At 72.3% G+C, this 21,044-nt stretch carries 21 protein-coding genes; 14 read left to right on the top strand and 7 right to left on the bottom strand.

Annotated elements, in window-relative coordinates; all coding sequences use genetic code 11:
• Positions 1-149 precede the first annotated feature (149 nt).
• The 4 genes from ACYVLP_RS26210 to rsrA are packed head-to-tail and all read left to right on the top strand — an operon-like array spanning position 150 to position 2,855.
• Positions 150-986 (top strand): SOS response-associated peptidase, encoded by an 837-nt coding sequence (locus tag ACYVLP_RS26210; protein ID WP_460630214.1) that lies wholly within the window; start codon positions 150-152, stop codon positions 984-986.
• A complete protein-coding gene (locus ACYVLP_RS26205) occupies positions 983-1,624 on the top strand; it encodes an alpha/beta hydrolase family protein (protein ID WP_460630213.1) in 642 nt (213 codons plus the stop codon). The genes ACYVLP_RS26210 and ACYVLP_RS26205 overlap by 4 nt, the downstream gene beginning before the upstream one ends.
• A gap of 17 nt (positions 1,625-1,641) precedes the next feature.
• Complete coding sequence (locus tag ACYVLP_RS26200) at positions 1,642-2,568, top strand: sigma-70 family RNA polymerase sigma factor (protein WP_460630212.1); 927 nt, start codon at positions 1,642-1,644, stop codon at positions 2,566-2,568.
• On the top strand, positions 2,565-2,855 hold the full coding sequence (rsrA, locus tag ACYVLP_RS26195) for a mycothiol system anti-sigma-R factor (RefSeq protein ID WP_460630211.1): 291 nt from the start codon (positions 2,565-2,567) through the stop codon (positions 2,853-2,855). The genes ACYVLP_RS26200 and rsrA overlap by 4 nt, the downstream gene beginning before the upstream one ends.
• 136 nt (positions 2,856-2,991) lie before the next feature.
• On the opposite strand, the gene ACYVLP_RS26190 is transcribed toward rsrA, so the two are convergent.
• Positions 2,992-3,066, bottom strand: a complete 75-nt coding sequence (locus tag ACYVLP_RS26190) for a 50S ribosomal protein bL37 (protein WP_369791897.1) — start codon at positions 3,064-3,066, stop codon at positions 2,992-2,994.
• Between the two features lie 597 nt (positions 3,067-3,663).
• On the opposite strand from ACYVLP_RS26190, the gene ACYVLP_RS26185 reads away from it, so the two are divergent.
• The 3 genes from ACYVLP_RS26185 to ACYVLP_RS26175 all read left to right on the top strand — a co-directional run bounded on the left by ACYVLP_RS26185 (position 3,664) and on the right by ACYVLP_RS26175 (position 7,618).
• Entirely contained in the window at positions 3,664-4,974 is a 1,311-nt protein-coding gene (locus ACYVLP_RS26185; protein WP_460630210.1) for an HD-GYP domain-containing protein, read from the top strand.
• Positions 4,971-6,266 carry an HD-GYP domain-containing protein gene (locus ACYVLP_RS26180; RefSeq protein WP_460630209.1) on the top strand — a complete coding sequence of 432 codons (1,296 nt, stop codon included), beginning with the start codon at positions 4,971-4,973 and terminating at the stop codon, positions 6,264-6,266. The genes ACYVLP_RS26185 and ACYVLP_RS26180 overlap by 4 nt, the downstream gene beginning before the upstream one ends.
• Before the next feature lie 191 nt (positions 6,267-6,457).
• A complete protein-coding gene (locus ACYVLP_RS26175) occupies positions 6,458-7,618 on the top strand; it encodes an NAD(P)-dependent malic enzyme (RefSeq protein ID WP_460630208.1) in 1,161 nt (386 codons plus the stop codon).
• Between the two features lie 55 nt (positions 7,619-7,673).
• Here the strand turns inward: ACYVLP_RS26175 and ACYVLP_RS26170 are convergent, their stop codons facing one another.
• The 3 genes from ACYVLP_RS26170 to ACYVLP_RS26160 are packed head-to-tail and all read right to left on the bottom strand — an operon-like array spanning position 7,674 to position 9,687.
• Positions 7,674-8,297, bottom strand: a complete 624-nt coding sequence (locus tag ACYVLP_RS26170) for an energy-coupling factor transporter transmembrane component T family protein (RefSeq protein WP_460630207.1) — start codon at positions 8,295-8,297, stop codon at positions 7,674-7,676.
• The gene (locus ACYVLP_RS26165) at positions 8,294-9,004 is read right to left on the bottom strand and encodes an energy-coupling factor ABC transporter ATP-binding protein (protein ID WP_460630206.1); all 711 of its coding nucleotides are present in this window, start codon (positions 9,002-9,004) and stop codon (positions 8,294-8,296) included. Before ACYVLP_RS26165 ends, ACYVLP_RS26170 begins: the two co-directional genes overlap by 4 nt.
• Positions 9,001-9,687 (bottom strand): biotin transporter BioY, encoded by a 687-nt coding sequence (locus tag ACYVLP_RS26160; RefSeq protein ID WP_460630205.1) that lies wholly within the window; start codon positions 9,685-9,687, stop codon positions 9,001-9,003. The genes ACYVLP_RS26165 and ACYVLP_RS26160 overlap by 4 nt, the downstream gene beginning before the upstream one ends.
• Before the next feature lie 159 nt (positions 9,688-9,846).
• Between ACYVLP_RS26160 and ACYVLP_RS26155 the strand changes: the two genes are divergently transcribed.
• Positions 9,847-10,818 carry a zinc-binding dehydrogenase gene (locus tag ACYVLP_RS26155; RefSeq protein ID WP_460630204.1) on the top strand — a complete coding sequence of 324 codons (972 nt, stop codon included), beginning with the start codon at positions 9,847-9,849 and terminating at the stop codon, positions 10,816-10,818.
• Positions 10,819-10,839: 21 nt separating this feature from the next.
• Here the strand turns inward: ACYVLP_RS26155 and ACYVLP_RS26150 are convergent, their stop codons facing one another.
• Together ACYVLP_RS26150 and cofD are read right to left on the bottom strand one after the other, a co-directional pair.
• Positions 10,840-11,961: a coenzyme F420-0:L-glutamate ligase gene (locus tag ACYVLP_RS26150; RefSeq protein ID WP_460630203.1), complete on the bottom strand. Its 1,122-nt coding sequence runs from the start codon at positions 11,959-11,961 to the stop codon at positions 10,840-10,842.
• The gene (gene cofD / locus ACYVLP_RS26145; RefSeq protein WP_460630202.1) at positions 11,958-12,977 is read right to left on the bottom strand and encodes a 2-phospho-L-lactate transferase; all 1,020 of its coding nucleotides are present in this window, start codon (positions 12,975-12,977) and stop codon (positions 11,958-11,960) included. Before cofD ends, ACYVLP_RS26150 begins: the two co-directional genes overlap by 4 nt.
• Positions 12,978-13,239: 262 nt before the next feature.
• Between cofD and ACYVLP_RS26140 the strand changes: the two genes are divergently transcribed.
• From ACYVLP_RS26140 to ACYVLP_RS26130, 3 genes are read left to right on the top strand one after another with little or no spacing between them, the layout of a single operon-like run.
• The gene (locus ACYVLP_RS26140) at positions 13,240-13,506 is read left to right on the top strand and encodes a WhiB family transcriptional regulator (protein WP_452271170.1); all 267 of its coding nucleotides are present in this window, start codon (positions 13,240-13,242) and stop codon (positions 13,504-13,506) included.
• 37 nt (positions 13,507-13,543) lie between these two features.
• Positions 13,544-16,816 carry a glycosyltransferase family 2 protein gene (locus ACYVLP_RS26135; RefSeq protein WP_460630201.1) on the top strand — a complete coding sequence of 1,091 codons (3,273 nt, stop codon included), beginning with the start codon at positions 13,544-13,546 and terminating at the stop codon, positions 16,814-16,816.
• Complete coding sequence (locus tag ACYVLP_RS26130; protein WP_460630200.1) at positions 16,813-18,279, top strand: DUF5719 family protein; 1,467 nt, start codon at positions 16,813-16,815, stop codon at positions 18,277-18,279. The genes ACYVLP_RS26135 and ACYVLP_RS26130 overlap by 4 nt, the downstream gene beginning before the upstream one ends.
• A gap of 13 nt (positions 18,280-18,292) precedes the next feature.
• Here the strand turns inward: ACYVLP_RS26130 and ACYVLP_RS26125 are convergent, their stop codons facing one another.
• Complete coding sequence (locus ACYVLP_RS26125; protein ID WP_460630199.1) at positions 18,293-18,727, bottom strand: metallopeptidase family protein; 435 nt, start codon at positions 18,725-18,727, stop codon at positions 18,293-18,295.
• A 160-nt stretch (positions 18,728-18,887) separates the two neighbouring features.
• Between ACYVLP_RS26125 and ACYVLP_RS26120 the strand changes: the two genes are divergently transcribed.
• The 3 genes from ACYVLP_RS26120 to ACYVLP_RS26110 are packed head-to-tail and all read left to right on the top strand — an operon-like array spanning position 18,888 to position 21,033.
• Positions 18,888-19,307: a DUF3499 domain-containing protein gene (locus ACYVLP_RS26120; protein WP_460630198.1), complete on the top strand. Its 420-nt coding sequence runs from the start codon at positions 18,888-18,890 to the stop codon at positions 19,305-19,307.
• 17 nt (positions 19,308-19,324) lie between these two features.
• Positions 19,325-20,830 carry a phosphomannomutase/phosphoglucomutase gene (locus tag ACYVLP_RS26115; RefSeq protein WP_460630197.1) on the top strand — a complete coding sequence of 502 codons (1,506 nt, stop codon included), beginning with the start codon at positions 19,325-19,327 and terminating at the stop codon, positions 20,828-20,830.
• Positions 20,827-21,033: a Trm112 family protein gene (locus ACYVLP_RS26110; protein WP_452271176.1), complete on the top strand. Its 207-nt coding sequence runs from the start codon at positions 20,827-20,829 to the stop codon at positions 21,031-21,033. Before ACYVLP_RS26115 ends, ACYVLP_RS26110 begins: the two co-directional genes overlap by 4 nt.
• Positions 21,034-21,044 lie beyond the last annotated feature (11 nt).

The following is a 21,044-nucleotide window of genomic DNA, read 5'->3' as shown; positions in this document are numbered from 1 at the left end:
TCCTTCGGCCGAGGCGCCATGCGGCAAGCCCGGCCTCGCGGATTGGTTGGCTCCTACGTTATCGACATACCCGACCCCGCCGCGGAGCCGCCCACAGGCATTCGCCGCGTGCGGTCGTGTCGTCGGCGGGGCGGCATACGCTGAGCCGCATGTGTGGGAGGTATGCCGCCAGCGCGCGGCCCGACGAGCTCGTCGAGGAGTTCGACATCGACGAGGACCACATGGGCGAGCCGGCGCGCAGCGTCCTGAAGAACCCCCAGTCCCCGCCAGCCGGCGAGCCCGACTGGAACATGGCGCCGTCCAAGCAGGCTGCGGTCGTGCTGACACGGTCCCCACGCGGCGCCGACGACGCGACACCGCCGACCCGGCAGCTGAGGCTGCTGACGTGGGGGCTCGTGCCTGCCTGGGCCAAGGACGTCAAGATGGGCCTGCGCATGACCAACGCCCGTGCCGAGTCGGTCCTAGGCAAGGGCGCGTTCGGCAAGGCGGCGCTGTCGCGCCGCTGCATCGTGCCTGCGGACGGCTGGTACGAGTGGCAGGCCTCGCCGACCGCAGTCGACGCCAAGGGCAAGCCCCGCAAGCAGCCGTTCTTCATCCACCGCGCCGACGGGCGCCCGGTCGCGTTCGCCGGGCTCTACGAGTTCTGGCGTGACAAGGAGCGTCCGGAGGGGGATCCCGAGGCCTGGCTCACGACGTTCACGATCATCACCACCGCCGCCGACCCCGGGATGGACCGCATCCACGACCGGCAGCCGCTCGTGCTCGAGCCCGAGCAGTGGCAGCAATGGCTCGACCCCGCCGAGAAGGACCCCGAGGTGGTGCGCTCGTTCCTCGAGTTCGCCCAGCCCGGCCGGTTCGAGGCGCACCCCGTGAGCCGTGCGGTCGGCTCGACGAGCAACAACGGCGCGTGGCTCGTCGCGCCCGTGCCCGCCGCCGAGCTCGAAGGGGTCGTCGACCCGATGACCGGCGAGGTGATCGGGGCGTGACGGTGCTGCCGAAGGAGACCGTGCGCGAGATCGTCACCCCCGAGGGGCCGGGCCGCGCCCACGTATGCCGTCCCACGCGCGCCCGCGGCACCGTCGTCCTCGGGCACGGGGCCGGGGGAGGCCTTCGCGCCCTCGACCTGACCGTCGCACGTGAGGTGCTCCTGGCAGCGGGCTGGGCAGTCGTCCTTGTCGAGCAGCCGTGGCTCGTCGCCGGCCGCCGCCTGGCCGGACGCCCGCCCACGCTCGACGTCGCCTGGGTGCCCATCGTCGAGGCGCTGCTGGCGGGGCGCGGCAAGCTGCCGCGCCCGCTCGTCGTCGGCGGACGCAGCGCCGGAGCGCGGGTGGCGTGCCGGACTGCCGAGCGACTGGAGGCCGACGCGGGCCTCATGCTCAGCTTTCCGCTCCACCTGCCTGGTCAGCCCGACAAGCTGCGCGCCCACGAGCTGGCCCTGGCCCCAGACCCCACCTGGGTCGTGCAGGGCACCAACGACACCTTCGGCACGCCCGCGGAAGTGCGCCCACACCTGCCGCCTGGCGCGACGCTCGTCGAGGTCCCGGGCGCGCACAGCTTTCCCAAGGGCTCCCGGGGTGCCCTCACCGACGCACTGGTCCGTATCGCGGGAATGCTCCCCGGCTGACCGTCGTTGCACCAGCCATGGTCTACTGCCCGCCGAACGCCTCCGTCCGCCCGGCGACGACATCGACCCTGTCGACCAGCCCGACCAGCTCGACCAGCTCGATCCTGCGTGAACCGGCCTCTCAGACCGCCGGTCTAGGCTGGATGGCGATGGCAAAGGACAAGCAGACTGACCAGGCCGCGGCAACGTGGGTCGCCGAGCCGCACGCCCAGCCCGAGCGAGCGAAGGCGTCACGACGCAGCGCGCGCGCCACGGACACCGCAGCGACGGCCTCGACCCCGGTCGCAGCACCGGCCCCGGCGGCTGCGACGGACGACCCGGTGGTCGACGTCGCCAGCGAGACCGAGGACCAGCGTCGCGCCCGTTTCGAGCACGAGGCGATGCCCCTGCTCGACCAGCTCTACAGCGCTGCGCTGCGCACGACCCGCAACCCCAGCGACGCCGAGGACCTCGTCCAGGAGACGTACGCGAAGGCGTTCGCCGCCTTCCACCAGTACCGCCCCGGCACGAACCTCAAGGCGTGGATGTACCGCATCCTCACCAACACGTACATCAACAGCTACCGCAAGAAGCAGCGCCAGCCGCTCGAGTCCGACTCGTCCGACATCGAGGACTACCAGCTGGCGCGCGCCGAGTCGCACTCGTCGTCCGGGCTCCGGTCGGCCGAGGCCGAGGCGCTGGACCACCTGCCCGACTCGGACGTCAAGCGTGCGCTGCAGGAGATTCCGGAGGAGTTCCGGCTCGCGGTGTACTTCGCCGACGTCGAGGGCTACTCCTACAAGGAGATCGCGGAGATCATGGACACACCGATCGGGACCGTGATGAGCCGGCTCCACCGCGGGCGGCGGCAGCTGCGTGAGCTGCTGTCGGAGTATGCCGCGGAGCGGGGTTTCGTCGCGGCCGGCACCGGCGCGGGGGCGGGCACGGAAGGAACCGCGTCATGAACGACGACACCCACGGCGACGAGCTGCACGAGCGGTCCGGCACCGACTGTTCCGAAGCCCTGCTGCGGGTCTACGAGTACCTCGACGGCGAGCTGGGCCCGGAGGACTGCGCCAAGATCCAGGCGCACCTCGACGAGTGCGGCCCGTGCCTCAAGGAGTACGACCTCGACACCACGCTCAAGGCGCTCGTGCGGCGTTCGTGCGGCGCGGAGCACGCTCCCGAGGCGCTGCGGACCACGATCATGTCGCGCATCTCGATGACCGTGATCCGCATCGACCGCGGTTGAGCGCGGGGCCAGGCCACGCGCCAAGCCCACCCGGCCACAGCCCACCCGCACCCGGCCACCGTGGCGCCGGCGGCTCACGGCATACGAAAGGCCCGTCCCGAAGCATCGGGGCGGGCCTTGTCGTCTGTCTCGCGGCTCAGGCGTTGGGCTTGCGGCCGTGGTTGGCGGCGTTGCCCTTGCGGGAGCGGCGCTTGCGGGCGCGCTTGCTCATCGTCTGCTCTCTTTCGTGATGCTGGTGGTCTGTCGTGTCCGGGCGGGTGAGGGGACCTGGACGCCTCGTCGGCGCGGCTCGGTCGTCACGACGCCAGACACGAAGGCCGATTCTTCCACATGGGCACGTCTGGGCCCAATCGGTCTGCTGATCACCAAGAGACGTTAAATTCTTGGTCAAGAAGCGACCGTGCGAGTTCGCTCAACTTTCCAGGCGGCGGGCCATTTTGGCAGGCTACCGCGCGAGGGAGACCTCACATGTTCCGTGCTGCGTGCGGCGCGGCCCCTTGCGGTGCACGCATTCGGAACAAGGACGCTTGGTAAGGAGCCCCCATGTTCGCCGCACTTCTGTCGGCCCTCGCGGTCGACGACCTGACCCTCCAGGCGATTCAGTACCTGACGACCTGGACCTGGGGCGGCGGCTGAGTCGCCCCGGCTGGCGTGGAACCGGCCTGCGCACCGGCGTTGGCAACCGGCCCGGAACGGGCGCCAGAACGCCCCCATCCTGCACGGTCTCGTGCCGGTTCGTCCCATGCTGCTCGTCCTGCGATCCGTCCATGCCTTGCAGGACCCGTCCGTCCTCAGGCTTGAATAGCGTGTGACCACCCGTCCCGAGCAGCCACCCCCGTCGCGGCTGCTGCCCTTCTACATCGCGTTCGTCGTCGTGCTCGGGCTCGCGCTCGGCGTGGTCTCGTGGATGTTCGGCCGCCACCCGGACCTGCTTCCGCTGCTGCTGCTGACGGCCATGGGGATCCTCAGCTTCAACCTGCGCGAACCGGCGGTGACCTCGCGCATCGGCTTCTCGTTCCTGTCGATCATCCTGCTCGCCTCGGGGGCGATCCTCGGGCCGTTCGGCGCGTGGTGCGTCGGCAGTCTCTCGGTCGTCATCGACCGGGAGAGCGAGGTCAAGTGGTTCCAGAACCTCTTCAACGTCGCGATGACCGGCACGATCGGCGCCGCCGGCGCCTGGGCGTATGTCTTCGCCAACGGGGCCGACAACCTCAACGACGTCACAGGTCTGGCGAACCTCGCGGTGCAGGTCGGCGTGCCCCTGATGGTGGCGGACGTCGTCCAGTGCATCACCAACGCGGTGCTGCTCTCCGGCGTCATCCACCTGTACCAGCGGGTGCCCTTCGGGGTGTTCGTCCGCCGCGTCCTCGTCAGCTCGGGCGTGGCTTACGTCGGCTACGGGATCATCGGGTTCCTCTTCGTCATCCTGTGGTTCCCTGCCGACCTCGGAGCCTTCAGCGCCCTGCTCATCATGGCTCCGCTGCTGGCGGCCCGGTGGGCGTTCATCCAGTACGGCGAGGAGCTCCGGTCGCACGAGCGGACCGTTGACACTCTCGTCACCGCGCTCGGCACGAAGGAGCCGCAGGCGGTCGCGCGCAGCCGTCGCGCGGCGATGCTCGCCGAGTGGGTCGCAGAGGAGCTCGGGCTCGGCCCCCACCAGATCGGCACGGTCCGGTATGCCGCGACGCTCCACCAGATCGGGCACCTGGGCGTGCCGACGCGCCTCCTGCGCCGAGCGCCCGAGTCGCTGACCGACGCCGAGCGCCGCGTCGTGGCTCGGCACTGCGTCATGGGAGCCCGGATGATCGAGGGCATCGACTTCCTCGAGGACGCACGGTCCGGCATACGCCACCAGCACGAGCGCTTCGACGGACGCGGCCGACCCGACGGTCTCTCAGGGCTCGACATCCCGGTCGCGGCGCGCATCGTGGCCGTGGTCACGGCGGTCGAGGACCTGTCGACGGCAACGCCAGCCGCGCCGGGCGTGGCGGTCGCGGAGGTGCTGCGGCCGCTCGACCGGGACTCCGGGCGCTTCGACCCCAATGTCGTCTCGGCCACCCGTGCCGCCCTGGAGAAGCACGGCTGGCAGGCCGCAGTCACCTCAGGGGCCGGCCGGTGAGCGGGCCTTCGCGCAGCGAGGGGGTGGCGCTCGTCCTCGGCGCGGTCGGGCTGGTGCTCTCCGTCGTGGTCGCGACCCGGACGGGGGACATGCCCGGCTGGCACCAGCAGTCCAGCATCGGCGTCGTCGCCGCGTTCTCGGTCACCATCGTGCTCGGCGAGTGGTTCCAGCTGTCCGCACCGGGGCTGCGCGGGGCCGCGCCGATCGCGACGGCGGCTGCGTTCGGGCTGGCCTTCACCGTCGAGGTGCCCGAGGGGCACTTCGTCACGTATGCCGCCGCGCTCGTCGTCGCGGCCACCGGGGTCTCGATGGGGCTGGGAGCCGGGGCCAGACTGCTCGCGGGGCGGCCGGTCAGCTTCGTCGAGACGGCCGGCCGGTTCGTCGCGGTCGGTGTCGTGGCCGTGCTCTACCGCACCCTCTACCTGGGACAGGAACCCGGGACACCGGTCCCCGGCGACAGCCTCGTCCCGTGGCAGCTTGCGCTGCTCATGCTCGCGATCTCCGGAGTCGCCCTGCTGGCCGACATCCTGTTCACGTCGACCCTGCGGGCCTGGTCGGCCACCGCGAACGTCCGACGCGCGTTCGTCGAGGAGCTGTGGTCCTCGTTCGCCCTGTCGACCGCCGTCGCGGTGACCGGCGTGCTCATCGCCCTCGCGGCGCCACCGCTCGGGATCGCGGCGCTGCCGCTGTTCCTCGTGCCCCTCGTGCTGACGCTCTTCGCCTTCCGCCGCTATGTCAGCATCCGCGCCACCTACCTGCAGAGCATCCGGACCCTTTCCCGGCTCACGGACGCGGCCGGGTACACGCCGTCCGGCCACTCCGAGCGCGTCGCGGACGTCGCCGTCCGGGTCGGCCGGGAGCTCGGGCTGTCCGAGCGAGAGCTGCTCGACCTGGAGTACGCCGCGCTGCTGCACGACATCGGCCAGGTCGCCTTGGTGGAGCCGATCCCCGGCGGGGCGACCGTCCTTGCTGCCCCCGCGGACCAGCGGCGGATCGAAGCCGACACCGTGGCCATCGTCCGGGAGACCGGCGTCTTCGAGGGCGTCGCCCGGATCCTCGAGCACCAGACGACGCCGTACCGCCAGGTCCGCGAGCTCGGCGAGGAGATTCCCCTCACGAGCCGGATCGTCAAGGTCGTCAACGCCTACGAGGACCTCACCGCGGGGGCTCGCAGCGTCCGGGCACGCGAGGCCGCGATCGAGCGGATCTACCTCGGACTCGGCTACGAGTACGACCCGCGCGTCGTCGACGCGCTGCTGCGCGCGCTCGGCGCCACGACGCCCACCGGCTGACCCCGCACCGCGCTGAGACGGTGCTCACAGTCCGGCGCCAGCCCCTTTATGCAACGCCGTCTCGCATGCCAGAATGGCGACCTTCGGGCAACCCCCGTCGCGCGAACGACTCGCAGGCCAGACCCCGGCACTGTCCATCAGTGAGGGCGGTCTGCCCTCGTCTTTCCCACGCGAACGAGGTGTTTCCAACCATGAGTGCGTTGCCCACCAGCCAGCTGTTCGACCCGAGGGACCCGATCTTCGTGGCCCATGAGGGCGGCAAGCTCGGGGTACACGCCACGTCGGCGCTGCGCGACGCTGCTGACCTCTCGCTGCTCTACACCCCCGGCGTCGCCGAGGTGTCTCGAGCCATCGCGGCCGACCCGGCCCTCGCCACGATCTTCACCACCCGCCGCAACACCGTTGCCGTGGTCAGCGACGGCACCGCCGTGCTCGGCCTCGGCGCGGTGGGCCCGCTCGCCGCGATGCCGGTCATGGAGGGCAAGGCGGTGCTGTTCAAGCACTTCGCCGACGTCGACGCCGTGCCGGTGTGCATGGAGACGGGGACGGTCGAAGAGATCGTCGAGGCGGTCGCCCGCATCGCGCCGACCTACGGCGGCATCAACCTCGAGGACATCTCGGCGCCACGGTGCTTCGAGATCGAGCGGCGCCTCAAGGAGCGGCTCGACATCCCCGTGTTCCACGACGACCAGCACGGCACCGCGATCGTGGCTCTCGCGGCGCTGCTCAACGCCGTCAAGGTCGTCGAGAAGGAGCTGGCCGACCTCACCGTCGTCGTGTCCGGGGCCGGTGCCGCCGGGGTCGCGGTCACCCGGATCCTGCTCGCGGCCGGTGTCGGCGACGTCATCGTCGCGGACTCCAGGGGCGTGCTCGGCCCGGACCGCGGCGACCTGGCGCCGCACAAGGCCGAGCTGGCCGCGGACACCAACGCGCGAGGCGTCACGGGCAGTCTCGGCGACGCCCTGAGCGGGGCCGACGTGTTCATCGGGGTGTCGGGCGGGACCGTTGCGGAGCGAGACCTCATGCGCATGGCGCCGCGGGCGGTGATCTTCGCGCTCGCGAACCCCGACCCCGAGGTCCACCCGAGCGTGGCCACCCGTTTCGCCGAGGTCGTGGCCACGGGGCGCTCGGACTTCCCCAACCAGATCAACAACGTGCTCGCGTTTCCCGGGATCTTCCGGGGGGCCCTGGACTCCGGGGCTCGCGCGATCACCGAGGAGATGAAGCTCGCGGCCGCCGAGGCGATCGCCGCGCTGGTCCAGGACCCGACCGCGGACCGCATCGTTCCGAGCGTCTTCGACGACCGGGTCGCCCCGAGCGTTGCGGCCGCGGTCTCCCGGCTGGCCGAGTAACGCCGACGTGTGTGGTGCCAGGCGCACGGTCCGCTGTGCGCTTGGCACCACACCATCAGCCGCGGTCGTCCGGATCGGTGAGGCCACGGGCTGCGAGGGCCTCACCGGTCGCCTTCGCGTAGGCGACGGTGTGCACCACGGTCGGCACGACGAGTGCGCGGAGGCTACGGTCCAAGCCCCGCGCGCGGGCCGACTGGCGCACTGCTGCGAACGACCCAGCCACCCACGGCACCGAGCGGACAGCCACACCGAGCGTCAGCGCGACGACCTCCGGATCGACGATCCGGCGCAGCGGTCGCGCCGCTCGCACGACACCGTCGAGCAGCTCGGTCACCGGCGTCGTCGCCGTGAGGATGCCGGCTGCCACGAAGGCGTTGGCGATGCCGAGGACGACGCGGACGGCATACGGGAGGTCCCGAGCCCACCACTGGTACGCGCCCAGCACGACGAGGACGGGTGCCAGCGCGCGCACGGAGCTCAGGAGGCGGTGGGCCGGCAGTTGCGCGGCCGCCACCAGGAGCACGAGGACCAGCGACACGACGACCATCGGCCACGCAGTCGACGCGAGCCACGGCACGGCACCGACGAACAGAACTCCGACCAGCTTGAGCCACAAGGGCGCTCGATGCAGGAACGACGTGCCGGGCACATGTGCCGTGAAGAGACCGGGCCCGGTCATGCTGAGTCCGCAAGGGCACGGTAGAAGGCCACCGCGTCCGCAGGCTGCCCGTCGTAGACGATGCGGGCGTTGTCGACGACGAGCGTGCGGTCGGCGTCGAGGGCGAGGTCGAGGTCGTGCGTGGCGACCACGAGAGTCTGCGGCAGGGCCGCCAGCGTGCGGCGCAGCAGGGTGGTGTTGCGCCGGTCCAGCAGCGTGGTCGGCTCGTCGAGCACGAGCACTGCCGGCTCGGTGGCGAGCACGACCGCGAGCGCCAGCAGCTGACGCTCGCCGCCGGACAGGTCGTAGACGCTCTGGTCGGCGAGTCCCGTCAGGCCGAAGCGCGCGAGCACCTGCTCGGCCGCCGCACGGCGCTCGGACCGGGACCGGTGGAGGCGCCGCAGCGACAGCTCCACGTCCTCGCGCCCTGTCGGCATGACGAGCTGGGAAAGGGGATCGGTGAATCCGAAGGCGACGCGCCGCCTGACGCGCGCTCCGTCGCGGACCGTGTCGATCCCGTCGACGGTCACCGTGCCCTGAGTCGGGTGCACCAGGCCGTTGAGCAGTCGCAGCAGCGTCGACTTGCCCGATCCGTTGGCGCCGATGACGGTCACGCGGGACTCGTCGAGCGTGAGGTCGACCGGTTCCAGGATGGTCTTCTGCCGAGGCCCGCGGTCTCCGTCGAGCGGGACCGCGACGGTCGCGCGGTCGAGCCGGATCGAGGTCACGGGACGCGGCGGGCGCGCCTCACGAGCACGTCGGGGAAGGCGCGGTGCACGGCGGCCGCGGCCACACCCGCGACGATGGACTTGAGGACGTCGCCCGGCAGGAACGGCAGGTCAGCGACGACCGCGGCGCCCAGGGGCAGCTTCGCGTTGACCATGAGGCCGAGGATGCCGAGCGTGTGGACGACGAGGACCGACGTCGCGACGCCGGCCGTGGCGAGCAGCGGCGCCCACAGGCCGCGCCGGGCGCGCCGCACGACCTGGACCGCTACGAAGCCGGCCACGACGGCCGCGACCGGGAACGACAGCAGGTAGCCGGCCGTCGGTCCGGCCAGGACCTGCAGACCCGAGGTGCCGCCGCTGAAGACGGGGAGGCCGACGAAGCCGAGCACGAGGTAGAGCAGGACGGCGAGCCCGCCGCGCGCCGGCCCGAGCACGAGACCAGTGAGCAGTACCGCGAGGGTCTGCAGGGTGAGCGGCACCCCGAAGCCGCCGACGGGTATGCCGGGGACGACCGCAGCGGCCACGAGGAGCGCCGTGAAGACCGCCACCAGAGCCACCGACCGCGCGTCGGTGCCGCGCGGCGCACGGGGCTCAGCGGCAGCCGGCATACGGGATGGGTCGGTCGCCGGCATACGGGAGGGCTCGGTCGCCGGCCGCGGCTCGACCTGGGTGTCGTCGTTCACGCGCAGGACCCTACCGGTGGCCCGCGATCTGCAGCGAAGCCGACCGGCGGGGCGGGTATGCCGGCGGCGTCCTCTCGGCGTGCCGCGTCCGGAGGACGTGACGCGTGTCATCGGTCACGGGCCGGACCCGGCGCAGAGCCCGGTCAGTATGGTGCTGGAATGCTCGCTGCCTACGCCGCAAGTCAGTCCGCATCCGACCCGCTTTCGGGTCTCGTCGTCGGCGAGCGCCCGGACCCGACGCCGCCTCCTGGCTGGGTCACGGTCGACCTCAAGGCAGCCGCTCTCAACCACCACGACGTCTGGTCTCTGCGCGGCGTCGGGCTGCCCGCAGACAGGCTGCCCATGGTGCTCGGCTGCGACGGCGCCGGCGTCGACGAGCAGGGCAACGAGGTCATCATCCACTCCGTCGTGCCCTCGGACGGCTGGCGCGGCGAGGAGACGCTCGACCCACGACGCACGCTCCTGTCGGAGCTGCACGACGGAACTCTGGCGGAGAAGGTCGTCGTGCCGGCGACCAACGTCGTGCCGAAGCCCGAGTCGATGTCGTGGGAGACGGCGGCCTGCCTCTCGACGGCGTGGCTCACGGCATATCGGATGCTGTTCACCAACTCCGGCGTCCGGCCGGGTGGCACCGTGCTCGTCCAGGGCGCGGGCGGGGGAGTGGCGACCGCCCTGGTGCAGCTGGGCTCAGCCGCCGGGTACCGGATGTGGGTCACCTCCCGGGACGAGGCCCGCGGCCGGCGGGCGCTGGACATCGGCGCCGACCGCGTCTTCGCCAGCGGTGAGCGGCTGCCCGACCGCGTCGACGCCGTGATGGAGACCGTCGGGGCGGCGACCTGGTCGCACTCGGTCAACTCGCTGCGCTCGGGCGGCACCATCGTCATCTCGGGTGCGACGTCCGGCGACGCCCCGAGCAAGGCGGAGCTGACCAAGATCTTCTTCCGGCAGCTGCGCATCGTCGGCTCGACGATGGGGACCCGGGAGGAGCTCGCCCAGCTGGCGCAGCTGGTCGTGCAGCAGCGGATCGAGCCGGCCGTCGACTCGGTGCTGTCGCTGGCTCAGGCTCGCGACGGGTTCGCGCGGATGGTCGACGGCGACGTCTTCGGCAAGGTGGTCTTCATGGTCGGGTGAGCGCCCGGGGGGCTGCGCGCCTCAGGAATGGTCGGCGCTGATGTGGACGACCACGGAGAGCCCGTCCGCCGACGGCGTCTCGGCATCTCCCTGAAGGAGCTCGCACCACAGGGCGGCCTGCAGGCGCGCGACGACCATGCCGAGCTCGTATGGCGTGTCGGCGCCGAGAGTGACGGTGAGCGGTCCCAGGTCGGCGGTGGCCGAGTCGACGCCGTGGAGTGCCGCGCGCACAGCCCGGGACACGGCATCGATTCGGGTGTCCGGTCCGGCCGGGGCGATCCCGACCTCGAGGGCGACGTCGGTGCCGGGCTCGACGCCGAGGGCGGCCCGCACCGCCTCCGCGCGACCGTAGCCGAACCAGTCGCCAGGCCCGGTGCGCACCAGGTCGCGACCGCGCGCGTGGCTCTCGAGCGGCTCGTCGACGAGGATGTTGCGCAGGCCGCGCACGACCGCAGCCGGCACCGCCGCCACCTTCCCCTTGGCCAGATCGGCGGCCGAGGCGATCTCGTCGGCAAGCGCTCGCGTCGTGACCTCCAACGGCTTGCCGTCGGCGTCGACACCCCCGCGGAGGTCGTCGAGGACGCGCAGGCCGTGGGCGCCGAGCGCGAAGTCGACCTGACCGACCCGCCATGGACGACCCGCCGTGTCGCTGAGGACGACGCCGACCCGGACGCCGTGCCGCGCGCCGAGGCCGTCGTGGATCTGCTCGCACACCCGATCGGGGTCGTGGGGGAGCAGCAGCCATCCGCCGCGCTCGCCGGTGTTGGAGCCGTCGACACCCGCCGCGGCCATGATCGGCCCGGCCTTGGCCCGCACGATCCGGGTCACCCGGTCGCCGGCGGTCCGCTCTGCGACGACATACTCGGTCTCCCCGGCCACGACCCGGTCCTTGTCGGGGTCGTGGGTGACCAGGCCGAGCGCCTTGCTGGCGATCTTGCTGGACACGACGACGACATCGCCGTCGGCGAGGCGCACGCCGGCGTGCTCGAGGCCGAGGTCGACGAGCGAGGTGAGGTCGTCGCCTTCGCGCACCTCGGGTATGCCGGTGAGCGGGGTGATCGTCACGGGCCCGGTGACGCTGTCGGTGGGGACGTCCGGCTCGCCCGCGCCGGTCCCGGCGGTCCCGGCGGTCATGTCGGTCATGCGGGTGCCCGCTCGGAGCGCAACCGCAGGCCCAGGTCCAGCGCGGCCCCGGCGATCGCCCCGGCCGCGTCGACCGAGGTCATGAGCAGGGGCCGGTGGAGGACCTCGAGCCCGGGCCGCGCCTGCATCGGGTCCTCCTCGTCGACGAGCCAGCCGTCGAGGAAGTCGGCATAGAGACCGGCCACGGCAGCGCTGGTCTCCTCGACGCCGATCGTGCGAAGACACACGTCGGCGTGCCCGCGGACGGGACGGCCCCCGACGAGCGGAGAGACCCCGACGACCGGTGCCCGGCTGCCCCGGAGCGCGTCGCGCACCCCGGGCACGCCGAGGATGATGCCGATCGAGACGACCGGGTTGCTCGGCGGCAGGATCACGACGTCGGCGTCACGGATCGCGTCGAGGACGCCCGGAGCCGCCGCGGCGTGGTCGAGCCCCGCGACGACGAAGCGCTCAGCCGGGAGCTCGGCCCGGTGCCGGACCCACCACTCCTGGAAATGGATCGCGCGCTGCGCGCCGTCCTCGTCGACGACGACGTGGGTCTCCACCGGGGTGTCGGTCATCGGCAGCAGCCGGACCCCCTGGCGGTCCAGCCCCCAGCGCAGGGCCAGCCGCTCGACGACCGCGCTGAGCGGCATACCCTGGCCGAGCAGCTGCGAGCGGAAGACGTGAGTGCCGAAGTCCTTGTCGCCCAGGGTGAACCACGTGGGAGTGGCGCCCAGCTCGGCCAGCTCGGCGGCCACGTTGTGAGTCTCGTCGGCCCGCCCCCAGCCCTGCCCCTCGTGGATGCCTCCGCCGAGGGTGTAGAGGAGCGTGTCGAGGTCCGGGCACACGCGCAGGCCGAACAGCGTGATGTCGTCGCCGGTGTTGCCGATGACCGTCAGCTCGACCGGCTCGTCGGGGCCGGCGAGGGCATCCCGCACCGGGCCGGGGGCGGTGCGGGCACGCTCGACGTGATGCAGCAGGCCACGAAGGAACCGGGCTCCGCCGACTCCGCCGGCCAGGGCTGTGATGCGCATGCGCCGATCCTCTCAGCCGCACCCAGGGCCAGCGCGTCGCGGGGTCGGTGTGGAGTCATCGGGCGGAGCGAATATCACTAACGGGCTTGACTCACGGGGTATGACACGCTTGTAATTTCATTGTTGTATTCGTTGAAGTCGGTCGTCGTGGTGGTCGGAACCGTGCGTGGGCAGCCAGCTCTCGCACCCCGCTCGCACGGGAACGGTATCGCCGGATGCAGCCAGTGCTGACACAAGTGGAAGTCAGGGTCGAGGAGGGGTCATGCACGAGTTGATGTTGGTCATGTCGGATCCGGGTGGCGGGGAGAGCGAGCTCTCCTGGCAGGAGCGTTCGCTCTGCGCCCAGACCGACCCGGAGGCGTTCTTCCCCGAGAAGGGCGGTTCCACCCGCGAGGCCAAGAAGGTCTGCGTGGGGTGCGAGGTGCGCGCCGAGTGCCTCGAGTACGCCCTCGCCAATGACGAGAGGTTCGGCATCTGGGGTGGGTTGTCAGAACGGGAGCGCCGCAAGCTGAAGAAGCGCGCGGTCTGACCGTGTGGTTCCGACCCGGCTCCGAGCAGGTGTCCGGGTGAAGGTGACCGCTGTGCCCGACGAGCTCGCCGCTGACCTGACCACCTCCGCCACCGCGGGGGGATCCCCGTCTGGATCGGTGTCCGCCCCTCCCTCCACAGGACCCCGACCCACCGGACTGGTCGACGCGATCGTCGTCGTGCACGACGGAGCCGCCTGGCTGGCGCAGTGTCTAGACGGCATCGCCGCACAGACACTGCCGCCGGCCCGGCTCGTCATCGTCGACGTCGCAAGCAGCGACACGTCGGTCGCGATCGCCCGCGCGCACCAGCGCGTACGCCAGGCCGTCGGATCCGTTCGGATCGTCACGCTCGACGCCGCGGTTCCTGTCGGCCGAGCCATCGAGCACGGTATGCAGCAGCTCCCCGGTGAGCGGTCCGGCTGGGTGTGGGTGCTGCACGACGACTCCGTCCCCAGGGCGAACGCGCTCGCAGTGCTGCTCCATGCCGGGCTCCGGTCCAAGTCGGTCGGCATCGTCGGTCCGAAGCTGGTCAGCTGGGACGACCAGCGCCGCCTCGTCGGCCTGGGCATCCAGGTCACGCGCACGGGGCGCCTGCTCGGGTCACCCGCGCGCGGCGAGGTCGACCAGGGGCAGTACGACCACCGCACCGACGTCCTCGCCGTCAGCACGAGCGGGATGCTCGTGCGTCGCTCGGTCTATGACGACCTCGGCGGGTTCGACCGCACCTTCGTCGCCGAAGGTGCTGGTCTCGACCTCGGCTGGCGGGCCCAGCTCGCCGGACATCGCGTCGTCGTCGTGCCCGCCGCCGTCGTGCGCGACGCGTCCGCGAGCCTTGACGGCCGTCGCACGGGAGCCCCGCGTCCCGGTGACATCGAGCGGAGGGCGCGCCGCGCCGCCCGGCAGGTCGCGCTGGCTCGCTGCTCGCTGCTCCTGTCACCCCTGCTCGTGGTGTGGATGGTGCTGGCCGCGCTCGTCGCGGCAGTCATGCTCCTCGTCGCGAAGCGCCCGCGCCGGGCCTGGCGGGAGATCACGGACCTGTCGGCGGTCCTGCACCCGGTGGCCACGACGGGCGCACGGTGGCGCAGCCGCCGCACGAGGCGCCTGCACAGCGGCGACCTGGGGTCGCTGTTCGTCCCCCCGTCCGTCGCGGCGCGTGCCACCTTCGACCAGATCCAGGACGCGGTTGCACCCGAGCGTGCCGGGGCCAGGCGCGAGGTTGCGACCACGACCGAGACGGGCCCGGTGGCCGAGGAGTCCGAGTCGCTCGACAACCTTCCGGCCTCGCTGCCTCGGCGGCTCCTGACGCATCCCGGGCTGCTGGCTGTCGCGGCCACCCTGGTCGCCACGACCGCTGCCTGGCGAGACGCCCTGCGTGCGGGAGCACTGTCGCCGACCCGCGTCGGCCTCGCGGGAGGTGAGCTGCGCGCCGTCACCACGGGGTCGTCCGGGCTCTGGCACGCCTTCCGTGACGCCTGGCACGGCGCCGGCCTGGGCACCGGCACGGAGTCCGGACCGCACCTCGCGGTGCTCGCTGGTCTCACCTGGATCGCCGAGCGGGTGCCCGGTGTGGCCGACAGCCGGTCGACGGCGGGCGTGACCATCGCCTGGCTGCTGTTCCTCGCTCCCGCCCTGTCCGCGTCGACGGCATACCTCGCGGGACGTGTCGTCACCTCGTCCCGGGTGGCTCGCGCCGTGGCGGCGTTCGCCTGGGCCACCGCGGGTGTGCTCACCACCGGCGTGGCGCAAGGCCGCCTGACGTTCGCGGTCGCCCATGTCCTGCTGCCGCTGGTCCTGGCCGGCTTCTGTCTTGCCGCACGGGGGGACGGCACCTTCACCGCGACGTTCGCCACGGCACTGGCCACGGCCGTCCTCGGCGCTTTCGCGCCGCCCTACCTCGCGCTCTCTGTCGTGGCCGCGCTCGTCCTGCTCGTCGTCGGTCCGGGCCTGCGCCGAGCACGCGCGCTGGTGCTTCTCGTCGTGCCCACCGCGCTGCTCGGGCCTTGGGTCGTGCGGCTCCTCGAGGACCCTGCGCTGCTCGCGAGCGGTCCAGGGCTCGTGTCGACCGACGCCGCACCGAGCCCGTGGGAGCCGCTCACCAGCGCCCTCGCGCAGGCGGGCCGCGGGTCCACCGCGCTGTGGCTGCTCCTGCCCGTCGTCGTCCTCGGCGTCCTCGGCTACGCGACCCGCTCCCGCAGCCGCGCCGAGACGGCCGGCCTTGCTGCCGGCGGCGCGATGGTGGTGGCGGGTCTCGCTATCGCGCTGGCATCGAGCCGTTTCGTGCTCGGCTCTGCTGAGACGGGCGTCGGCGAGTCCGGAGACGCCCGCCTCTGGGCGGGTGTGGGCCTGCAGCTGTGGTTCGCCGGGATCGTCGTCGGGCTGCTCGCGGGCAGCCGGTCCGTCCTGGCCCAGCTCGACCGGCCGGGCCGGAGGTGGGGTTTCGTCGGAGCCGTCGGTGCGGTCAGCCTCGTCGTGCTGCCGCTCGCGGCGGGCGCCGCCCTGTGGGGCGTCGAGGGGACCGGCCGCAGCCTGTCGGTCGGCCAGGCGGCGCTGCCGGCCGTAGCGGTCGAGCAGGCCAACGGGCCCACCGCCAACCGGCTTCTCGTGATCCGACCGTCGGACGACGTCGTCGACTTCGTCCTCTCCGGGCAGGAGCCTGGCGAGCTCCTGCGCGACCTCGACCGCGTCCCCGACGCTGACGAACGGCCCCTCGTCGACGCCGTCGCCACCTTCGTCGGTGGGCGCGAGGCGGACGCGCTCGACTCCGCCGCGCTGGCGCGGCTCGGCATCGGCTTCGTGCAGGCCAAGGCGGGCGCCGACTCGGCGACCGCGCGCCGCATCGACTCCGGCCAGGGGCTGAGCCGGCTCGGCACGAGCGACCAGGGCATCCTCTGGAAGGTGCAGCCGATCGCCCCGGCTCAGGGTGCCGAGGCGGCCAGCGCTCCGTCGCGGGCGCGCCTCGTCGACGCGTCCGGCAGGCTCATCGCGGTCGTGCCGACCATCGGTCCGCACTCCGCTGTCCACGCCTCCCTCGAGGCCGCGCCGAAGTCCGGGAGCGGGACCCGCTTCCTCGTCCTGGCCGAGCCGCTCGAGTGGGCCGACCACGCTGCGGTCAGCTTCGACGGGCGGCTGCTGGAGCCCGTCAAGGGCGCAGCTCAGCCGACGTATGCCGTGCCGCCCGGCGCGGGTCAGCTGACCGTCGACCTCGCAGCCGGCCAGCCGTGGTGGCGCCTGGGTCAGGCCTTGCTGCTCGGCTTTGTCGTCTTCATGGCCTTGCCGTTCGGCAACCGACGGTCGAGGAGGCGGGCATGAGGCATCTCGGAGGGGTCGCCCGGGTCGGCGCGGTGACGCTCACCGCGGCCGCGCTCGCGGTCGCCGCGACGCACGTCAGCGGTTCGGTCCAGCTCGCCGACCGGCACAGCGGAGCCGGACTTCCCGACTCCTCGAGCGTGCTCGTCGACCAGGCGACACTCGTCTGTCCGGGCCAGCAGCGACTCGGTGCCGTGGGCCTGCGTGACGTCAAGGGCGACGTGGTGACCGCAGTGGTGCCGCTCCCGGGAGGCCTCGTCTCAGGCGTGCCCCACGGGGGCTCCGGCACCGTGACCCTGGAAGGCGGCCCGGACCCGACCACGCTCTCCTCCGGTGGGCAGAGTGGCCAGGTCGTGAGCGCACCGGTCACGGCGGCATACCCCGTCGTCGCGCGAGCCAAGAGCGCACTGGCGCCCGGCGCCGTGGCGACCCAGGTCTGGCGGCATACCGGTGACGATGACCGAGGCCTGGCCGTGACACCGTGCCAGCCCCCCTCGTCGGATGTCTGGCTCGTCGCCGGAGGGTCCGGCGCGTCGCGCACCGAGCGGCTGATCGTCAGCAACCCCGGAGCCAACGCGGTGACGGCGTCGTTCGAGATCTTCGGCACCAAGGGACGGCTTCCCGGCACGGACGACCGCTCGGTGTCGATCCCGCCGCTGTCCAGGGCCGTGATCTCGCTCGACGCGCTCGCTCCGGACGAGCCGGGGCCCGTCGTGCACGTCACCGCGACCGGCGGGGTGGTGTCCGCCGTGCTCGATGAGCAGTGGATCGACGGGGCGACCGCGCGCGGCATCGACGACGGCACCCGCGCTGCCCCGCCGTCGAAGGACCTCGTCATCGCGGGCGTCGACGTCAGCGGCGCGGTCTGGGTGCGGATCGCCAACCTCGGTGACACCGAGGCGCTCGTCCAGGTCCGCGTCCTCACCGACAAAGGTGCGGTGCAGCCGGAGGTCCTGCGAGCAGTCCGGGTCCCTGGCCAGTCGACCACTGCCGTGCAGGTCCCGGGAGCGTCCGGTGCGGTCGGCCTCGGGCTGCGCTCCGACCAGCCGGTCGTCGCCTCGGCGTGGACCGAGCGACGTGCGACCACAGCCGACCACATGGGTGACTTCGCGTGGTCCCCGGCAACACCCGCCCTGCGTGGCGTCTCGGGCCTCGCGCTCCCGGCGCTCGGAGGCACGACCAAGCGGCTGCTGCTCAGCACCGGTTCGACGGCGTCCAGCGCCCAGGTGCGGATCGGGTCGGGTGCGACCGGCCGAACGACCACCGTGGACGTCCCTGCCGACTCGACGCGCGTCGTGGACCTCGGGGATGCCGACGCCGTCTGGGTCGTGCCTTCCGGTACCGGGCTGCGGGGTGCCGTGTCGGTGGTGGGTGCCGACTCCGGGGTCCCGCTCTACTCTGTCGCCTCGCTCACCGACGCGCCGCTGCGGGCCTTGTCGCTCCCGGTCCGCCAGGTGCGCAACTGAGCCGGGCCCAGAACTACTCGCCGAACCCGGGATCCAGATCCTCGGGGGAGACACCGAGGAGGCCGGCCACCTGCTCGGTCACGATGTCGGCGACGAGTGCGGCCACGTCGCGCCGGTCGCTCACCCTCGTCTCGACCGGCCGGCGGTAGACGACGATGCGGGCCGGCCGGGACCCGGTGGCCGGGTAGAGGCGCCCGAGTGGCACCTCGCGGTGGTCCCACGGCGCCGGGCCACGAGGCACATCCTCGACCGCGAACTCCACTGCGGGGAAAGCGCGCCCGCAGGTGGCCTCGAGCCGAGCAGCCGCATCGAGGACGAAGTCGTCGAACTCGTCGCGTCTCGAGGTCATGGCCGGGACCGGCGGCCAGGCGAGGGGTCCGCGAAGGCCCCGGCCGTGCCGGTCGCGACGGTGTCCGCGACCCTGGATCTCGATCTCGGAGGTGCCCACGGCACCACTCTAGATCGCACCCGGATCTGCGCGGACGCAGACGAGAGCGAGGCCCCGCGAGCGTCCCCGGGACGCGAGCAGCAGCTCGTGGCACTCAGATCGTGCGGGCGTGCGGCGTGGTGCACCGTCGCTGTCGGACGTGCCGACTAGAGTCCGGGTCGTGGGTCTGACACGTGGGTGCTCGAAGACGGGATGTGCCCGTCCCGCCGTCGCGACACTGACCTACGCGTATGCCGACCGAGCAGTCGTCGTCGGGCCGCTCGCAACCTATGCCGAGCCCCACACGTACGACCTGTGCCTCGAGCACGCCGAGCGCATGACCGCCCCGCGCGGCTGGGACGTCGTCCGCGTCGGCGGTGACTTCCCCGAGCCCGTGCTGGCGGATGACGACCTGCTCGCCCTGGCCGACGCGGTTCGTGAGGCCGGACGGCCGCGGACGCCCCGGCCCGCGGCCGCCACCCCGTCCCAGGCACGCGCCAGCGGGCATCCGAGCGCCCGCGGCCAGGTGGCCGCCGAGGCAGAGTCGGGGGTCGTCGAGGCCGGGCGGCGGGGGCACCTGCGAATCCTGCGCGACTCCTGACCACTAGGGTGGGCGTCGTGCCCCAGCTCACCGACTTCGTCAAGGCCTACGACGTACGCGGGATCGTTCCCGACCAGCTCTCCCCCGAGGTGGCGTACGCGATCGGTGCCTCGTTCGCCGAGGTCGTGGCCATCCCCGACGGCGCTTCGGGAGTCGTGATCGGGCACGACATGCGGCCGAGCTCACCTGAGCTCTCCACCGCGTTCGCTGCCGGAGTGACGTCCCGGGGCGTCGACGTGACCCACATCGGGCTCTGCTCCACCGACGGCCTCTACTACGCCAGCGGCGCCCTCGGCCTGCCCGGCGCGATGTTCACCGCGAGCCACAACCCGGCCCAGTACAACGGCATCAAGCTGTGCCGTTCGGCAGCGCGTCCGGTCGGCCAGGACTCCGGGCTCGTCGAGATCCGGGACCTCGCGCAGTGGATGCTCGACGGCGGCAGCGGTCTTGCGGCGCCCGCGGACGGGCCCGGCTCGGTCACGACGCGCGATCTGCTCGCCGACTACGCCGGCTTCCTGCGCGGGCTCGTCGACCTGTCGGCATCACGACCGCTCAAGGTCGTCGTCGACGCCGGCAACGGCATGGGCGGCCACACGGTCCCGGCCGTCCTCGGCACGTCGGCCGGTCTGCCCGAGCTGCCACTCGAGATCGTGCCCCTTTACTTCGAGCTGGACGGCACCTTCCCGAACCACGAGGCCAACCCGCTCGACCCGGCGAACCTCGTGGACCTGCAGGCTGCGGTCAAGCAGCACCAGGCCGACATCGGGCTCGCGTTCGACGGCGACGCCGACCGCTGCTTCGTCGTCGACGCGAACGGCGACCCCGTCTCGCCGAGCGCGATCACCGGCCTCGTCGCCGTCCGCGAGATCGCCCGGGCGAGGGACGGAGGAGACTCAGAGGTGTCCATCGTCCACAACGTCATCTCCAGCAGGGCGGTCCGCGAGATCGTCGTCGAGGCGGACGCGACGGCGGTGCGCACCAGGGTCGGCCACTCGTTCATCAAGGCCGAGATGGCCAGAGCCGGGGCCGTCTTCGGCGGTGAGCACTCCGCACACTACTACTTCCGCGACTTCTGGTTCGCAGACACCGGGATGCTCGCGGCGATGCATGTCCTTGCGGCCCTGGGTGAGCAGCCTGCGCCGCTTGCGGAGATCACCGACAGCTATGAGCGCTACGTCGCGTCCGGCGAGATCAACTCCACCGTCGCGGACCAGGGCGCCGTCGTCGAGCAGGTCCGGGCTTGGGCCCAGGTGCGTGGCGCCGGCACCGACGAGCTCGACGGCCTCACCGTGAGCTGTCCCGAGGGGCAGGACCCGATGTGGTGGTTCAACGTGCGGGCCTCCAACACCGAGCCGCTGCTGCGGCTCAACGTCGAGGCGGGCGACCGTGAGACGATGGAGCGCGTCCGCGACGAGCTGCTCGGCCTGATCAGGTCGGACGACGTGACGATGGAGACGCCGGACCCGCCGGAGACGCCCGAGACCGGGCGCACCACCGCTCCAGATGCAGGAGATGCCTCGTGAGCCAGAGCCAGAAGACCGTCGAGCCGTGGCTTCGGGCGATCCTGCGTTGCCCGAAGTGCAAGGGCGAGCTGACTGACGCCGTGCACACCAGCGGTGCCACCTCGATCGCCGAGCTCCGTTGCCCCACCTGCCTGCTCGCCTATCCCATCGAGTCCGGCGTGCCGGTGCTCCTGACCGACCTGGCCCGCCACTTCGAAGCCTGAGTCCGTCGACC

This window comes from Intrasporangium mesophilum (genome assembly GCF_054783095.1).
The sequence above is the reverse complement of the archived record's forward strand: the minus strand, read 5'-3'. Positions and strand labels throughout refer to the sequence as shown.

Bases quoted from the DNA above. Each gene is read 5' to 3' on its own strand.
- ACYVLP_RS26210 (WP_460630214.1), top strand. From the start codon at position 150: ATGTGTGGGAGGTATGCCGCCAGCGCGCGGCCCGACGAGCTCGTCGAG.
- ACYVLP_RS26200 (WP_460630212.1), top strand. From the start codon at position 1,642: ATGGTCTACTGCCCGCCGAACGCCTCCGTCCGCCCGGCGACGACATCG.
- rsrA (WP_460630211.1), top strand. From the start codon at position 2,565: ATGAACGACGACACCCACGGCGACGAGCTGCACGAGCGGTCCGGCACC.
- ACYVLP_RS26175 (WP_460630208.1), top strand. From the start codon at position 6,458: ATGAGTGCGTTGCCCACCAGCCAGCTGTTCGACCCGAGGGACCCGATC.
- ACYVLP_RS26170 (WP_460630207.1), bottom strand. From the start codon at position 8,297: ATGACCGGGCCCGGTCTCTTCACGGCACATGTGCCCGGCACGTCGTTC.
- ACYVLP_RS26155 (WP_460630204.1), top strand. From the start codon at position 9,847: ATGCTCGCTGCCTACGCCGCAAGTCAGTCCGCATCCGACCCGCTTTCG.
- ACYVLP_RS26150 (WP_460630203.1), bottom strand. From the start codon at position 11,961: ATGACCGACATGACCGCCGGGACCGCCGGGACCGGCGCGGGCGAGCCG.
- cofD (WP_460630202.1), bottom strand. From the start codon at position 12,977: ATGCGCATCACAGCCCTGGCCGGCGGAGTCGGCGGAGCCCGGTTCCTT.
- ACYVLP_RS26140 (WP_452271170.1), top strand. From the start codon at position 13,240: ATGCACGAGTTGATGTTGGTCATGTCGGATCCGGGTGGCGGGGAGAGC.
- ACYVLP_RS26130 (WP_460630200.1), top strand. From the start codon at position 16,813: ATGAGGCATCTCGGAGGGGTCGCCCGGGTCGGCGCGGTGACGCTCACC.